General features: G+C 58.5%; 12 protein-coding genes and 1 tRNA gene. 6 read left to right on the top strand and 7 right to left on the bottom strand.

The features are described 5' to 3' along the window. The first annotated feature begins 2 nt into the window (after positions 1-2). Positions 3-3671 carry a xanthine dehydrogenase molybdopterin binding subunit gene (xdhB, locus tag IE099_RS07740; protein ID WP_189569236.1) on the top strand — a complete coding sequence of 1223 codons (3669 nt, stop codon included), beginning with the start codon at positions 3-5 and terminating at the stop codon, positions 3669-3671. Positions 3672-3676: 5 nt separating this feature from the next. Continuing rightward, the gene (locus IE099_RS07735; protein WP_189569233.1) at positions 3677-4114 is read left to right on the top strand and encodes a nucleoside deaminase; all 438 of its coding nucleotides are present in this window, start codon (positions 3677-3679) and stop codon (positions 4112-4114) included. 121 nt (positions 4115-4235) lie between these two features. On the opposite strand, the gene IE099_RS07730 is transcribed toward IE099_RS07735, so the two are convergent. After that, positions 4236-5030, bottom strand: a complete 795-nt coding sequence (locus tag IE099_RS07730) for an XdhC family protein (protein WP_189569230.1) — start codon at positions 5028-5030, stop codon at positions 4236-4238. An 86-nt stretch (positions 5031-5116) separates the two neighbouring features. Here IE099_RS07730 and uraD point away from each other — a divergent pair, with 86 nt between their 5' ends. Further along, positions 5117-5620 carry a 2-oxo-4-hydroxy-4-carboxy-5-ureidoimidazoline decarboxylase gene (gene uraD / locus IE099_RS07725; protein WP_189569227.1) on the top strand — a complete coding sequence of 168 codons (504 nt, stop codon included), beginning with the start codon at positions 5117-5119 and terminating at the stop codon, positions 5618-5620. A 75-nt stretch (positions 5621-5695) separates the two neighbouring features. Here the strand turns inward: uraD and IE099_RS07720 are convergent, their stop codons facing one another. Both IE099_RS07720 and IE099_RS07715 read right to left on the bottom strand, forming a co-directional pair. Further along, on the bottom strand, positions 5696-6352 hold the full coding sequence (locus IE099_RS07720; RefSeq protein WP_189569224.1) for a D-Ala-D-Ala carboxypeptidase family metallohydrolase: 657 nt from the start codon (positions 6350-6352) through the stop codon (positions 5696-5698). Between the two features lie 140 nt (positions 6353-6492). After that, on the bottom strand, positions 6493-7185 hold the full coding sequence (locus IE099_RS07715) for an ABC transporter permease (RefSeq protein ID WP_189569221.1): 693 nt from the start codon (positions 7183-7185) through the stop codon (positions 6493-6495). A gap of 119 nt (positions 7186-7304) precedes the next feature. Here IE099_RS07715 and IE099_RS07710 point away from each other — a divergent pair, with 119 nt between their 5' ends. Next, positions 7305-8897, top strand: a complete 1593-nt coding sequence (locus IE099_RS07710; protein ID WP_189569218.1) for a Na+/H+ antiporter NhaC family protein — start codon at positions 7305-7307, stop codon at positions 8895-8897. Here IE099_RS07710 and IE099_RS07705 read toward each other — a convergent pair. The 3 genes from IE099_RS07705 to IE099_RS07695 form a co-directional block, all read right to left on the bottom strand. After that, positions 8880-9482, bottom strand: a complete 603-nt coding sequence (locus tag IE099_RS07705) for a LysM peptidoglycan-binding domain-containing protein (RefSeq protein WP_189569215.1) — start codon at positions 9480-9482, stop codon at positions 8880-8882. The genes IE099_RS07710 and IE099_RS07705 overlap by 18 nt on opposite strands. 74 nt (positions 9483-9556) lie before the next feature. Next, positions 9557-9754: a hypothetical protein gene (locus IE099_RS07700; protein ID WP_189569212.1), complete on the bottom strand. Its 198-nt coding sequence runs from the start codon at positions 9752-9754 to the stop codon at positions 9557-9559. A gap of 35 nt (positions 9755-9789) precedes the next feature. Continuing rightward, positions 9790-9871: transfer RNA gene (locus IE099_RS07695), tRNA-Leu, on the bottom strand. A gap of 211 nt (positions 9872-10082) precedes the next feature. Between IE099_RS07695 and IE099_RS07690 the strand changes: the two genes are divergently transcribed. Then, the gene (locus tag IE099_RS07690; RefSeq protein WP_189569210.1) at positions 10083-11276 is read left to right on the top strand and encodes a bifunctional 3,4-dihydroxy-2-butanone-4-phosphate synthase/GTP cyclohydrolase II; all 1194 of its coding nucleotides are present in this window, start codon (positions 10083-10085) and stop codon (positions 11274-11276) included. Positions 11277-11279: 3 nt separating this feature from the next. Then, a complete protein-coding gene (locus IE099_RS07685; RefSeq protein ID WP_189569207.1) occupies positions 11280-12755 on the top strand; it encodes a sulfatase family protein in 1476 nt (491 codons plus the stop codon). A 45-nt stretch (positions 12756-12800) separates the two neighbouring features. Here IE099_RS07685 and IE099_RS07680 read toward each other — a convergent pair whose 3' ends face one another. Then, positions 12801-14354, bottom strand: a complete 1554-nt coding sequence (locus tag IE099_RS07680; protein WP_189569204.1) for a SpoIIE family protein phosphatase — start codon at positions 14352-14354, stop codon at positions 12801-12803. Positions 14355-14363 lie beyond the last annotated feature (9 nt).

Below are 14363 nucleotides of genomic sequence, written 5' to 3'. Positions count from 1 at the left end.
CGATGAGCAACCACATCACCATCAACGGTCAGCCCTGTGACGTCTCCGGTGCCCCCCTGCACCAGACGGTGCTGGACCTCTTGCGAGAATCCGGAAAGACCGGCACCAAGTGCGGTTGCAATGAGGGCGACTGCGGGGCCTGCACTCTCCTTCTGTTAGAAACCAACGACCAACCGCCCCGCGCCATCAATGGCTGTCTCGCGCTAGTGAAGTCTCTCATAGGGCGGGAAATTCTGACCGTGGAAGGATTGGCGAACGACACGCTGCACCCAGCGCAGGAAGCCATGATCGACTGCAACGGCTCGCAATGCGGCTACTGCACTCCTGGCATCGTTTGCTCCCTGGCAGAGGCCTCGGCCCGAGGTCTAACAGGTGGCGAAAACCGCGCGGAACTCGCGGACCAACTTTCCGGCAATCTCTGCCGCTGCACTGGCTATCGACCCATTCGGGAAGCCGCCCTCGCCTGTGCCAGCCACCCCCTGCCCGCGGCCCAAGGTGATGGAAAGGCCATAGGTTCCGACGACTACCACTTCCCGAACTCCATCTCGGAAGCACTGGAGCTCAAATCGCAATATCCCGAAGCAGTATACATCGCCGGGGCCACCGAGCTGGCGGTATTGATGAACAAGCGCGGCTACCGCCCGCCTCAGCTCATCGCCTTGGAGAATGTCGCCGAGCTGCGGGAGATTCGTTCCACCGACACCGCTTGGTTTATTGGGGGCGGAGTGGTGCTCACAGATGTGCAGGAAGCACTCGCCGGAGAATTTCCGGCCCTCGACGACATGTTGCGCCTCTTTGCCTCTCGTCAGATCCGCCACCGCGCGACCTTGGCGGGCAATCTGGTGACCGCCTCCCCCATCGGTGATTCCCCGCCGGTGCTATTGGCCCTTGATGCTATCGTCCATCTGGCGGGCCCACACGGAGAGCGCACCGTCCCCCTCGCTGACTTTTTCCTCGATTATCGCAAAACGGTTTTGGCTGACGACGAGCTTCTGGTGCGAGTCGAAATCCCACGTAATCCCGCAGGCGAAATGACTTTTCAAAAAGTCTCCAAGCGCCGCGAGATGGACATCTCTACGGTTGCGGCCGCGATTCGAATCGCCTTTGACGAAAACGGAGTCATCACCCGGGCCCGACTCGCTTTCGGCGGGGTGGCTGCAACTCCAGCTCGTGCGCTTCAGACTGAACAACTTCTTCTTGGGCTCACTCGCCAAGAGGCTGGTTCGCCAAGCGTATTGGCGAGCTTGGCCGCGGAATTTACTCCCATGAGCGACCTGCGCGGAAGTGCGTACTATCGCTCGGCCCTCATCGTCGACCTTTACCTCAAACACCTTGCGGGAGAAGTGGAGCCTGCCGTCCGCGACTTTGGGGACGCCACCTTCTCCGGTCCCGAAGGCCAACCCTCCTCCCACGAAAGCGCCCAAGGTCACGTCACCGGCGCCGCCCGGTATGTGGAGGACGACGCCCTCCGGGCGGGATCGGCGCTCCGTGCTTGGCCGGTTCGTTCCACGGAGGCTCGCGCCCGAATTCTAGAGCTCGACTGCTCGGCCGCGGAAGCCGCCCCCGGCGTTCGCCACGTCCTCACCTCCCAAGACATTCCTGGTCTCAACAACACGGGACCGGTGCGACATGACGAGCCACTTCTCGCCGAGGACGAGGTCTTTTACCACGGCCAACTCATCGCTGTGGTGGTGGGAGAAAGCTTGGAGGCCTGTCGCTTGGCCGCCGAGAAAGTGTCCATCCGCTATCAGCCCCTCGATGCCGTCATTGGTCTTCCCGCTGCCATCGCGAACGAGTCTTTCCATACCGAGCCCCATTTTCTGGTGCGTGGTGAAATCGAACAAGGCCTCTCCAACAGCAAACACCGCCTCCAAGGCACCTTGGAGATTGGCGGGCAGGAGCACTTTTATCTGGAAAGCCATGCCGCCTCCGCGCGTCCCGATGGCGAAGGCGGAATCTTCGTGCGAAGCTCAACCCAGCACCCTTCCGAGATCCAAACCATCCTTGCCGAAGTTCTCGGAACTCCCCGTCACCGCATCGTGGTGGAGTCCCCTCGCATGGGCGGCGGCTTCGGCGGCAAGGAAACCCAAGGCAATGCCTGGGCTGCCGTCTGCGCCCTCGCCGCGCTCAAGGCCGATCGCGAAGTGGTTATCCAACTCGACCGCGATCACGACATGGAGTGGTCCGGAAAACGTCACCCTTTCTTTGCCAAATACGAGGTGGGATTTGACGACGAGGGAACCCTGCTGGCGGCCAAGGTGGAGCTGGTGTCTGATGGCGGTTGGGCGCTGGATCTTTCGGTCCCAGTCTGCGACCGCGCTCTCTTCCACCTCGACAACTCCTACTACATTCCCCACGTCTCCTTCTCGGGCCGGGTCGCCCGCACCCATACCACTTCCCACACCGCCTTCCGCGGCTTCGGCGGTCCCCAGGGCATGGTCGTGATCGAGGAAATCCTGGGACAGATTGCCCAAGAGCTTGGCATTCCTCCCGAACAAGTCCGCGAACATAATTTCTATCATGGCTCGGGCGAAAGCAGCACGACCCACTACGGGGAGGAAATCGTAGGCAACCGGCTCCCCCTCATTTGGCCACAGCTGTTGGAGAGCTCACGCTTTTCCGAACGCCGCCAAGAGCTCCAGGAATGGAACGCGCAGCATCCTTTCCGCAAACGCGGTCTGGCGATTACTCCGGTGAAGTTCGGAATCAGCTTCACCTTGAAACACTACAACCAAGCGGGAGCCCTCGTGCTGATTTATGCCGACGGCTCGGTGCAAGTGAATCATGGAGGCACCGAGATGGGGCAAGGCCTCCACACCAAGATTCTCTCCGTCGCGATGCGGGAGTTAGGGCTGCCCGCAGACCGGATTCGCCTGATGCATACGCGAACCGACAAGGTGCCCAACACCTCCGCCACTGCCGCCAGCTCGGGCTCCGACCTCAATGGAATGGCGGTGGCCGACGCCTGCCGCCAGCTGAAAGAGCGCCTCACTCCCCTCGCCGCCCAGCTACTCGATTGCGACGAGGAAGAAGTGAGCTATGAGAACGGACGCGCAAAAAGTCCCGGGGCGGAAATCACCTTTCAAGAGCTTGTAGCTAAAGCCTACACCGAGCGGATTCAACTTTCCGCCGCCGGATTCTACAAAACCCCTGACCTCGAATGGGATTGGGAAGTCGGGAAGGGAAAGCCTTTCCACTACTACGCCTTCGGAGCGGCCGTGAGCGAGGTGGAGATCGACGGATTCACGGGAATGATTCAAGTGCGCCGAGTCGACATCCTGCACGATGTGGGAGACTCCCTCAACGCCGACATCGACCGGGGCCAAATCGAGGGAGCCTTTGTGCAAGGGCAAGGTTGGCTCACCTCGGAAGAGCTCAAGTGGGCCGACGACGGTCGTCTGCTGACCCACAGCGCCAGCACCTACGCTATCCCCGCCTTCTCGGATGCGCCTCAGGAGTTCAACGTCACTCTGCTGAAGGATGCCACGCAAGAGAACACCATTCACGGCTCCAAGGCTGTGGGCGAACCGCCCTTCATGCTGGCAATCTCGGTGCGCGAAGCCCTGCGTGACGGCCTCCAGGCTTTTGGCCAAACTCCAGCGTCGGATCGTTTCCCCTCTCCCCTCACAGCAGAAACCCTCAAGGGCTTGATCGGCCCAATGAAAATCTAACAACTATGGACCCCTATCTCGACGCCGCCCTCGAAGAAGCACGCAAAGGACTCGCCAGTGGAGGAATCCCCATCGGATCCGTTCTCGTCTGCGATGGTGAAATCATTGGACGCGGACACAACCAGCGCGTGCAAGAAGGAAGCGTGATTCATCATGCCGAAATGAACTGCTTGGAAAACGCCGGCCGCCTCACCGCCGCGACCTACAGCCGGTGCACCCTCTACTCGACGCTCTCCCCCTGCCCGATGTGCTCGGGAGCGGCGCTGCTTTATAAGATTCCCAAGGTCATCGTGGGAGAAAACATCACCTTCCAAGGTCCCGAAGACTACGTGCGCTCGCAAGGGGTCGATCTCAATATTGTCAACGACCCCCGTTGCATCGAGATCATGCGCGAGTTCATTGCCGCCAAGCCCGAACTCTGGAACGAGGACATCGGAGTCTAACCCCCAGGACCGCGAGCGCCCCACTCTCCCCACTGTCAAGGTCATACACCTAATTCGGCGCGCTAATCGACTGCTCTCCTTTGACGGCTGCTCTGGGGCGAGTGGGGGCACTCGCGGTCCGTTAGAATTGCGCTCTTTTTTCTAACAATTGGGCGGCGATGGAGATGGCAATCTCGGAAGGATGGTTGCCACCAATTGGAAGACCGAGAGGACAGGTGATTTTCTCAAGCAGATCTTCCCCTAGCTGGGCGGCACGCAGTTCGCTCATCAACTTGGCCCGCTTCACCTCACTCCCGATAACGCCGAGAAAAGGAACCTCAGGCACACTCTCCAGCACCCACCGGACAATCGGGAGATCAGTGCCATGACCTTGGGTCACACAAATCACAAAGCTGTGCGGGCGAATTACCTGCCAAGCGGCGCTGAGATAATCTTCACCACCATGAGTGCTCACTGCCAGATGGGGACGAACCCGGGAGAGCCATTCCGGCCGAGGATCGACGACGTCGATGCGACATGGCAGGGACGCGAGAAGCGGAACCAGGGCTTGCGCGACATGACCCGCCCCACAGACCACGATGTGCCAAGAATCCGCGCCCCCCAAACGCTCGAAGAGAAAGCTCACCTCTCCCCCGCAGGTCATCCCGAGATCCCGCTGCAAATTCCAAGTCACCGCCTGCACCACCGGACCATCCTCCGCTTGCAAGCGATGCGCTTCGCGAATGACGGCGGCCTCCACTTTTCCTCCGCCCAAATTGCCGGCCTGAATCCCCGACTCCCCCACCAAGGCCTTGGCTCCCACCGTTCCGGGTATGCTGCCGCGTGCTCCCGTGAGGGTCACAACCACTCCGGCCCGCCCGTTGGCCGCGGCTTCGCCAGCTTGCAGCCACACTTCACTGGAATCGACTTCGCTCATCACTGGTAATCTTCGGTCGGAACTTGGTCTCGATGCAGGGCATAACGATTGGAAACGAGCCGAGAAATGGTAAAAGTTCCTTTGCGATGACTATAGCCAGCCTGAATCAATTGGAACGAGAAAAGTTCCTGGACCTCTTGGGCGGAATCTATGAGCACTCCGCTTGGGTCGCCCTAGAAGCGCTGGAGAAGCGACCTTTTGAACGTCCATCGCAGCTCGCAAAGGTCTTTCGCTCCATCGTGGACGCCTCGACCGCGGAGCAAAAACGGACACTGCTTTTGGCTCACCCCGATCTCGCGGGGAAGCTGGCAGTGGAAGACAAACTGACCGCCGAGTCACGAAACGAACAAGCGGGGCTTGGGCTCGACAGACTTCCCCAAGCAACCTTCGAACGCCTGTCCGCGCTCAACGAGGCCTATCGCAGCAAGTTCGGCATTCCCTTCATCGTGTGCGTCCGTTTGGTCGCTGATGTCGACGAACTGCTGGCCATCTTCGAGCGACGACTGGAACTTTCTCCGGAAGAAGAATTCGAGACCGCGCTCCAAGAGGTCCACAAAATTGCCGAACTCAGATTGGCAGACTTGTTCTAAGCTCCCTTCTCAACCTGCGAGAAGGGACGTCGGCTAGGGACGAACGAGGACACTCGCGTCCCCTACCGTGACCTTTTACCAGTCGGCGTTGTGACCGCGGGTATCGATGTGAGTGAAGATGTTGTAGCGTCCCACTCCACCTTTGAAGAGGCCATTGTCGCGCAGTTCGCGAGCAACGCGGGCAACACGAGATTGCGAAGTGTTGAACATCAAATCGAGGGCGAGATTCTGCTGGTGATAGGAGCGGGGCTTGGCTCCAGGACAGCGGGCGTTGTAGGCGGGGCAACGATAGGCGGAAGTCACTTCCTTCAGATCGGAGCCGAGAGCCATGGCCAACTTATCAGCCACTTGCAGCGTCGGTCCCATGTTGTCCCACATCTCGCGTGGTGGAATCTTGTTCCAGACCGAACCCTTGGCACGGGCATGGGCCTTGATGACTTCATGAACCGTCAACTTCTCCAAGCGATACTTGGCGATGTGACGGGCGTAGGCCTGGATTTCCTTTTCCTGAAGAGCCACCCACTCCTTGGGCAAATCATCAGTATTGAGATTGCTCTTCCCTCCGAAAAAGAAGAACGCGTCCGATTTCTGGACACTCATGGCAAGGCTTCCAGTAACAATTCCTGCCGTGGCCAAAAAGCGACGACGAGGCGTCACTGGGGCTGAGGAGACAAGAATCTGGCTACCTTCGGTCGGCTCGTTCGCGCTTGTGGCGGGTTGCGGGTCGATCATGTGGCCGAAATTCTTGCAGCAAATATGCCACTTGGCCAACTTTTTATTACCGTGAAAGTCCGTCCTATTTTTCAAGTTTTCGCACTTTTTCTCAAAATTGTTGCATTTTGAGGCCGAAATCGGGGCTTTTTCGGGAATTCTCAGGATTTTTCCACTCTTCTGATGAGAAAGACCGCGACCGAAAGACCGACTGCTCCGAGAATCATGGCCATCACCAGAATCTGATAGCGCACCGCATCCAGGGGCGAGGCTCCCGCCAGAATCTGCCCGGTCATCATCCCGGGAAGGGAGACCAGTCCCACCGCGAGAAAGGAATTGATTTGAGGGATGAGAGCCGCGTTCCACGAAATATTTCGTGCCTGCAACAGCTCCCGCCCATTCGCCCGCTCGGAATCAAATCGCTCGGCGCACAAGGTCACTGCCGTCATGCAGTTCGAAAAAATCATCCCCGCCATCGGAATCACATAGCGGGCTTCCAATCGAGGGCCCAAGTCCAACACCCCAAATATCACGAAAAGAAACACCACTCCCCCGCCTCCGCCAATGGCGAGTAGAGCATCGAAGTAGGTCCGGGCCCGATTCTCCTTCACTGTCCGAATCGCAATCCAGGACGAGACCGCAATCATGAACCCGACCACCGCGAGATGCACCCAGGGGCTCTCGACCTGAAAGAGCACCACCAGCACGTAGCCGACCAAAAGAAGCTGCGCGATCATCCGGCCCGTCGCCAGCAGGAGCTCGCCACAACCACCCGACCACTTCCACATCAACCATCCCACTGCCACCAGCGGCAACAGAGCCAACGCCAACCTCGCCAAGGGGATTTCGATCACGCCGAAATTCTGTGGGCAGGCGCTCCCGATCGCAATTCGTGATCGCTGCAGCCTTTCCTTTTGGCAAAAAAGAGTCCCCGTGCCTTGCCAGCCCAAGCAGAGATGCGAAGGATGGGGCCATGAAGCCTTCCAAGGGATCTCTCATCTTCTTCGCGATCATTGCGGGGTTGATTCTCCTTCTCTTTATCGTAGCCGAGAATCCCGTCCCGCTCTTGCCGCCTTTGATCGCATTGGCCTTGTTAGCGCTCACGAGCTCCGCGGGCTGGAGCCTTTTCGCAGGGAGCCTGGTGGGGGTGCTCCTCATTGGTGACGGCTCTGTTTTGCTGGCTCCCTGGCGATGGCTGACGGACCATCTTTGGCCATCGCTCGCCAGCACTTGGCATTGGTCGGCCTTGATCTTCACCCTTCTTCTGGCGGCCTTCGCGGCCATTGTGGAGAAGTCGGGAGCTTTGGCAGGTCTCTTGGCCAAGTGGTCCCGAACCGCCGATGCCGGAGCCCGCTCGTCGCGGTTGCAGCTCTCCATTGTCGGGCTGGGGCTGATTTGCTTTTTCGACGGACTGGCCAATGCCCTGATGCTGGGACGCGTGGGTCGCTCGTTGGCGGATCAAGCGGGAGTCTCGCGGGAAAAACTGGCCTACTTGGTCGACACCACTTCCTCCGCAGTGGCCTGCGTGGCCTTCCTTTCAACTTGGTCGGTCTTCCAATTGACCCTCATCGCCGGCGAGCTGGAGGGCTCCGCCTTCACTGAGCCAGCCTATCTTCTTTTCCTCAAATCCATTCCCACCAACTTCTATTGCCTGGGGTCACTCGTTCTCGTTTTCCTCGCCGCGCGCTGGAATTGGAATCCCCCGCCGATGAGCGAGACCACCGCCCGCTCGCCAAAACCACTGCCGACTGATCCGAGCGCAAGCTTCAGTTTGCCATCAGCGATTGGCCCCTTGGCCACACTGGTGCTTTCGGTTCCCCTTGCGTTCTGGGTGCTGGGCGGCAAGAAGCCGTTCCCAACTTCGGCGGCGGATATTCAAGCGGCATTCGGCACCAGTCTCGGTCCCTATGCCTTGTTGCTGGCGGGAGCTCTTGCCATTGCGGGCGCGATTCTTTTCTTTCCTGGCAAAAAGTCCGCCGCCATCCAAGCTATCCCGAGTGGACTTACCTCCATCCTCCCCGCGCTCATTGTTCTCCTCATGGCGTGGACCCTGGGCTCGACTTTGGGTCAGTTGGAGACTGGCAAGTATTTGGCGGGACTGCTGGGCGACCGTTTTCAGATCACCTACTTGCCGGGAGCGACTTTTGTTCTGGGATGCCTCATCGCCTTTTGCACCGGAACTTCTTGGGGGACGATGGCGCTACTCATGCCTCTCGCGCTGGGGACCTTTCTTTCCATGATCGGCGAGCGCGGACTCGATGCAGCGGAAGTCGCGCCCCTCCTCCCCGCCATCATCGGCGCGGTCTTTGGGGGAGCCGTTTTTGGCGACCATGCCAGCCCCTTTAGCGACACCACCATTGTCAGCGCGATGGCCTGCGACGTGACCACGACCCGTCATGTGGCGACTCAGTTGCCCTATGCCATCCTGGCTTCTGGGTGCGCGGTATTGTTCGGCTATCTTCCGATTGGGATGGGGTTGACGCCTGCTTTCGCTGGTCCTATTCCACTCATCGCAATCATCGCCGCGGTCTTGCTAACAAGACGACGGCTAGCGAGGAATCAGTAGCGTGCTGCCAGTGATGATAGTGTTTCCTTTCAAGCCATTGGCGCGCTGGATGGAGCTGACGGTTGTTCCGTATTTGCGGCTGAGACTGTAGAGAGTGTCCGAGGACTTCACGACATGGCGGACGGGGGCCGGCTTTTTGGGCTTCATCACCACCGCCTTTGGTTTGGGCGCAGGCTTAGGCGCGGGCTTCCCAACTGGAGTTGGCGCCGGCTTGACCACCGCTCGTTGAACGGGCTTGGGGGTGCTGGAAATCACCACCGTCCGGGGAGGTATGGAAGGCGTAGTCGGACGCGTTACCGTCGTGGGACGGGAGACCACTTGGGGCTTCGGCTGAGGGGTCGCCCTTGCGATTCGCTGGGGCTTGGGCGGCTCGGGCGCTTTCACCTCGGGCTCAGGATCGGGTTTCCGGCGCGAGAAGAAGTTCTTCTTCACGGGGGCATCTGCCAGCTCCGGAATGTAGTCCCCGTTCTCATCAAAGGGACCCACATCGGGATGGTAAATCGCTTTGCTCCCTCCCCCTGTCGTCCCCGAACACGCAACGAGCGCGAGCGAACAGATGACGGTTAGGAAAGAAACGAGCTTCATGCTAAAATTTTAGCTTTCTAAGAAAAAGATTCAAACTCGAATCGAGTAATGCTCCCCGCTACCGGAGAACACCCTTACTTCGCGCCGAACAAACCTTTGACGGCGTCGAGGGCATTGCCCGCAACGTCATCGCTATCAAGGTTATCAAGAAGGCCATGAAGGTTTTCGGGGAGTTTGTCCTTCAAGAATTCGATGACGGCATCGACTCCTTTTTGAGCCATCTCTTCATCGAGGTTGAGGACCTCCGCTAATTTCTGCTTCAATTCTTCCATCTGATCGGGGGGTTTTTAAGTAAGGGGAATTTCAATACCGAGAACAGGACTCGAACCTGCACACCTTGCGGCACCTGAACCTAAACCAGGCGTGTCTACCAATTCCACCATCTCGGCTATTGCGCCCCCAGTCCTAGCGGGTGCCTACCAGCGGCGGCAAGCGAAATCGTGGAAGAGGACAAGGCTTTTAGGAAATCCCAGAAATCCCCCCGCCCCCAGTAAAATTACACCGAGAACCGCAATCTCGGGATAAGATGCAGGGAAATTCGAAGCTAAAAACGTTCGCTAAGCAGAGGCGAGAGCTTATGGTCCCCGACAAATCAGCGACATGCTCACCTTTCATCCCATCCCCGAAATCATTGCGGACATTGCCGCCGGCAAAATCGTGATCGTGGCCGACGACCCGGAACGCGAAAACGAGGCCGACCTGATCGCGGCGGCGTCCTTGACGACCCCAGACATCATCAACTTCATGGCCACCCACGGGCGAGGGCTCATCTGCGCGCCCATCACCGAGGAACGTGCGGCGGCCCTGCAACTTCCGCCCATGACCCCCCGAAATCGGGAAAATCAGAAGACAGCCTTCACCGTATCGATCGATGCCGCCCAGGGCATCACCACCGGCATCTCCGCCGCCGACCGGGCCCGTGCGGTGCAGCTCTTGACCGACCCCGCCGCGCGTCCCGACTCCTTGGTTCAGCCGGGGCACATTTTCCCCCTCCAAGCGATGGCGGGAGGAACTCTCCGGCGCGCCGGGCACACCGAGGCCGCAGTCGATTTGGCCCGTCTGGCGGGTTTGCCCGAGGCGGGCGTGATTTGCGAAATCATGGGAGACGATGGCGAGATGGCACGCGTGGGTGAGCTCGGCCCCTATCAGGAAAAGCACGGACTGAAGGCCTGCACCATCGCCCAGCTCATCGAATACCGACGACACTTTGAAAAGCTGATCGATTGCGAAGAGACCATCAAGTTGCCGACCGATTATGGCGACTTCGACTGCCACCTCTACCGGGTCTTGCTCGACCAAAGCCATCACCTCGCCCTCACCCGGGGCCCCATCGATCCGGACAAGCCCACCTTGGTCAGGGTTCATTCCGAGTGCTTGACTGGAGACGTCTTTGGCTCCCGTCGCTGCGATTGCGGCGGACAGTTGCAAACAGCGTTGAAGCTGATTTCGGAAGAAGGCGGTATCCTGCTTTACCTGCGACAAGAAGGCCGCGGCATCGGACTGCCGGCCAAAATTCATGCTTACAAACTCCAGGAGCAAGGATTCGACACCGTTCAGGCCAACGAAAAACTCGGCTATCCCGCCGACCTGCGTGACTACGGAATGGGTGCCCAAATCCTCGCGGACCTCGGAGTCAAGAAGCTGCGGCTCCTCACCAACAACCCTCGCAAAGTGGTCGGACTGGAAGGCTATGGCATCGAGATCACGGAACAGGTCCCGCTCCGGCTGCCCGCCAATCCCGACAACCAAGCCTACCTCGACACGAAAAAGCAGAAACTCGGACACAGCCTCTAGCGCATGAATAACGCGGTCACTCGCTTCTTTCGTCCTTTCCCCAGCTGCCGTCCGTGGCAGGCGACTTTTTTCGCACTACTCGTTCCCCTCTCGCTCTTTGCCAGCGAGTCTCCCAACGTCGTCCTCATCATCAGTGACGACCAAGGGTGGGCCGATATTGGCTACAACAACCCCAAGGTCTACAGTCCCAATCTCGACCGACTCGCGCGGAGCGGAGCTCTCCTGAAGAGGCACTACGTAATGCCCCAGTGCACCCCCACCCGGGTTGCCCTGATGACGGGTCGCTACCCCGGTCGCTTTGGGACCACCGCCTTGCAAGCCAGCAACGAGCCCTCCTTTCCGCTCGGCACCTTCTCTCTGCCACAGATGTTTCAGGATGCCGGTTACGAGACTTTCATGTCTGGCAAGTGGCACCTTGGTTCGTCTCCGGAGCATGGGCCCAACCACTTTGGTTTCGATGAGAGCCATGGTTCTCTAACCGGAGCAGTGGGAATGTATGATCATCGGTATCATGCCGAACCAGACACTCCCTACGACCCAACCTGGCACCGCAACCACGAAATCATTCCCGGGTTCCAAAACGGTCGTCACGTTACCGACCTGACCAAGGAAGAAGCCGTCAAATTCATCGAGCGAAAGAGAGACTCCCCCTTCTTTCTCTACCTTCCCTTTCACGCCCCGCATACTCCCCTCGACGAGCGCGGAACCTTTGTCGACACCCCAACGCAGCCGGATCCCAAGAATCCCAATCGATGGCTGAATGAGGACAAGATCGAATGGTTCCATGATCCGGAAGGAAAGATTCAAGCTGAACCGTCCCGCGACAAACGCCTGTTGCTCGCCACCATCCGCCACCTCGACAGCGCGATTGGTGATATTGTGCAAGCCTTGGAAAAAACCGGTCAACGCGACAACACCCTCATCCTCTTTTCATCCGACAACGGACCTTGGCGCAACAATGGCGGGGGCAGCTATCCCGACAACTATCCGCTCAAGGACTACAACCAGCCCTCCTCCCTGCGCGGCAAAAAACTGGACGTCTGGGAAGGCGGAATCCAGGTCCCCGGCTTCATCAATTGGCCCGGAAAAATCGAGGCAAAGGAGATCGAGCAAAAGGTCCACATCATCGACTGGTTCCCAACCCTCGCCAACATCATCGGACTCGAACCGAGCAAGTCCCCCGAGTGGGATGGCGTGAACCTCAGTCCCGTGCTCTTTCAAAATGAGACACTGCCTGAGCGCGATCTCTATTGGGTTTGGAGTTCGAAAATCAATCGCTGGGCCCTCCGCCACAAGGAGTGGAAAATCGTGAAATACGGTCAAGGAGAGCCCCAGTTGGACCAATGGCTGCTCTTCAATCTCGAAAGAGATCCAGAGGAAAAGCACGACCAAGCCTCCCTCCATCCCGAGATTGTTTCCGCCCTGCATGAGCGGTTTCTCGCGCACCGGAAAAGGGACTCGTTGCAGGATACTCGCTAGAAAGCGGAGGAGAGATTCGCGGCAACGGCCCTGCCCCCAACTCGACTAAAGGCTCATCCCCAGCAGGCAGACATCATCATCGAAGCCCCCACCCTCGGTGAAACTCTTCACCTCCGCGAGGATGGTATCGAGCTGTTCTTCGAGAGGCATGCGACGGGCTCGCTTGACGGTTTGCACGAGACGATTTTGCAGGAAGGCTTCTCCATCGGAGTTCTCCACTTCGTAGATTCCATCGGTAAAGAGCAGAATGTTTTTCACCCCCTCCAGCGGGATGGATTCTTCACCATACTCCGCGTCAGGAAGAAGCCCAAGACCAGCTCCCTTGCCCCGTCCCCCCAGAGGCATCAAGCTGGCGCCGTCATCGTTGCTCATGATTCCAGCCGGGTGTCCCGCGCTGCCATAGCGGATTTTCCCTTTCTCGCGATCGATGACCACATAGAAGGCGGTGGCGAACATAGTCACGCCCGCTTTCTGAAGAAAACCCACCAAACCTCCGTTGAGAGCATTTAGAAAAGCCCCGGGCGAGCTCCCCAGTCCTTTGACTTGAGAAACAAGGCCCCGCAACAAACTGGCGACCAAAGCCGAGCGGACCCCATGACCCATCACATCGCAGATGAGCAGTCCCACCGTATCTTCACCCAAATCCAAAACCTCAAAAAAGTCCCCCGCCAGTCCCGAAATCGGCAAATAGCGATGTCCGAACTTGGCAGAACCGAATGAGGGGTAGTCAGTCGGGAGAAGTCCCTGCTGGATCTCCCGCGCCAGGGCCATTTCTTCCTCGTAGGCCTCATTGCGAGCTTTCAATTCCGCGGCCATCTCGGCAAGCGAACGCTGGGTGCGGACCAACTCGGTCACATCGCTCGATACCCCAAATGTCCCTTTCAATTGCCCGCGACGATTGCGGTAGGGCATCTTGGTGGTCAGGACCCAGGTGTCGCCCCGGCCCGACCAAGTTTCCTTTTCGATCACAGATTCCAGGGCCTCACCTGTTTCCAGAATACGTTGCTCGTCAGCGAGGGCCTGTTGCCAATGCTCTTCATCGAAAAAGTCGGCATCAGATTTGCCAACCACATCCCGGGGGCTTTCGCAACCAATCCATCGCGCCATGGGGGTATTGACCATGGTGAAGCGGGATTTCTTATCTTTGAAATAAATCTGCAGCGGGACATTCTCCACCAGGGTCTGGGTTAAATGCTGCTCCTCCAAGAGAGCCTGCTCGGCGCGTTTTCGGAGAGAAATATCAATAAGCGAACCAGCCAACCCGGTCAACTTGCCCTCATACATCACTGGCACCCCGCGGACCCGAAACCACTTCCAATTATCCTCCACACCCCGGCAAAGAACTCGAGGTTCGGAGGCCAAAATCTCGCTTTTTCCCGCTCTTACCGCCGCGATGGCATTGAAAAAATGAGCCCGATCTTCTTCATGAACAAAGCTCTCGTCCTCAAAAAAATTGGGCACGTCTTCCTTCGCGCAACCGAAGAACTCCCCCACCCGCTCGGTAAAATCCAAAGTCCCACTCTCGAAATCCCAATCCCAGATCCCCTCGTTGGAAGCCTCCAACGCCAAATCCAGACGCTCCATCGCATTTGCGGCCATGCCAGCACG

The sequence above is a fragment of the Roseibacillus persicicus genome, from assembly GCF_014651675.1.
GTDB classification, from domain to species: Bacteria; Verrucomicrobiota; Verrucomicrobiia; order Verrucomicrobiales; family Akkermansiaceae; genus Roseibacillus; species Roseibacillus persicicus.
The sequence above is the reverse complement of the archived record's forward strand: the minus strand, read 5'-3'. Positions and strand labels throughout refer to the sequence as shown.

What these genes read in the sequence shown, in the direction of transcription:
- IE099_RS07690 (WP_189569210.1), top strand. Translation starts at nt 10,083, where the DNA reads ATGCTCACCTTTCATCCCATCCCCGAAATCATTGCGGACATTGCCGCC.
- IE099_RS07700 (WP_189569212.1), bottom strand. Translation starts at nt 9,754, where the DNA reads ATGGAAGAATTGAAGCAGAAATTAGCGGAGGTCCTCAACCTCGATGAA.
- IE099_RS07705 (WP_189569215.1), bottom strand. Translation starts at nt 9,482, where the DNA reads ATGAAGCTCGTTTCTTTCCTAACCGTCATCTGTTCGCTCGCGCTCGTT.
- IE099_RS07710 (WP_189569218.1), top strand. Translation starts at nt 7,305, where the DNA reads ATGAAGCCTTCCAAGGGATCTCTCATCTTCTTCGCGATCATTGCGGGG.
- IE099_RS07735 (WP_189569233.1), top strand. Translation starts at nt 3,677, where the DNA reads ATGGACCCCTATCTCGACGCCGCCCTCGAAGAAGCACGCAAAGGACTC.
- xdhB (WP_189569236.1), top strand. Translation starts at nt 3, where the DNA reads ATGAGCAACCACATCACCATCAACGGTCAGCCCTGTGACGTCTCCGGT.
- IE099_RS07720 (WP_189569224.1), bottom strand. Translation starts at nt 6,352, where the DNA reads ATGATCGACCCGCAACCCGCCACAAGCGCGAACGAGCCGACCGAAGGT.
- uraD (WP_189569227.1), top strand. Translation starts at nt 5,117, where the DNA reads ATGACTATAGCCAGCCTGAATCAATTGGAACGAGAAAAGTTCCTGGAC.
- IE099_RS07685 (WP_189569207.1), top strand. Translation starts at nt 11,280, where the DNA reads ATGAATAACGCGGTCACTCGCTTCTTTCGTCCTTTCCCCAGCTGCCGT.
- IE099_RS07680 (WP_189569204.1), bottom strand. Translation starts at nt 14,354, where the DNA reads ATGGCCGCAAATGCGATGGAGCGTCTGGATTTGGCGTTGGAGGCTTCC.
- IE099_RS07730 (WP_189569230.1), bottom strand. Translation starts at nt 5,030, where the DNA reads ATGAGCGAAGTCGATTCCAGTGAAGTGTGGCTGCAAGCTGGCGAAGCC.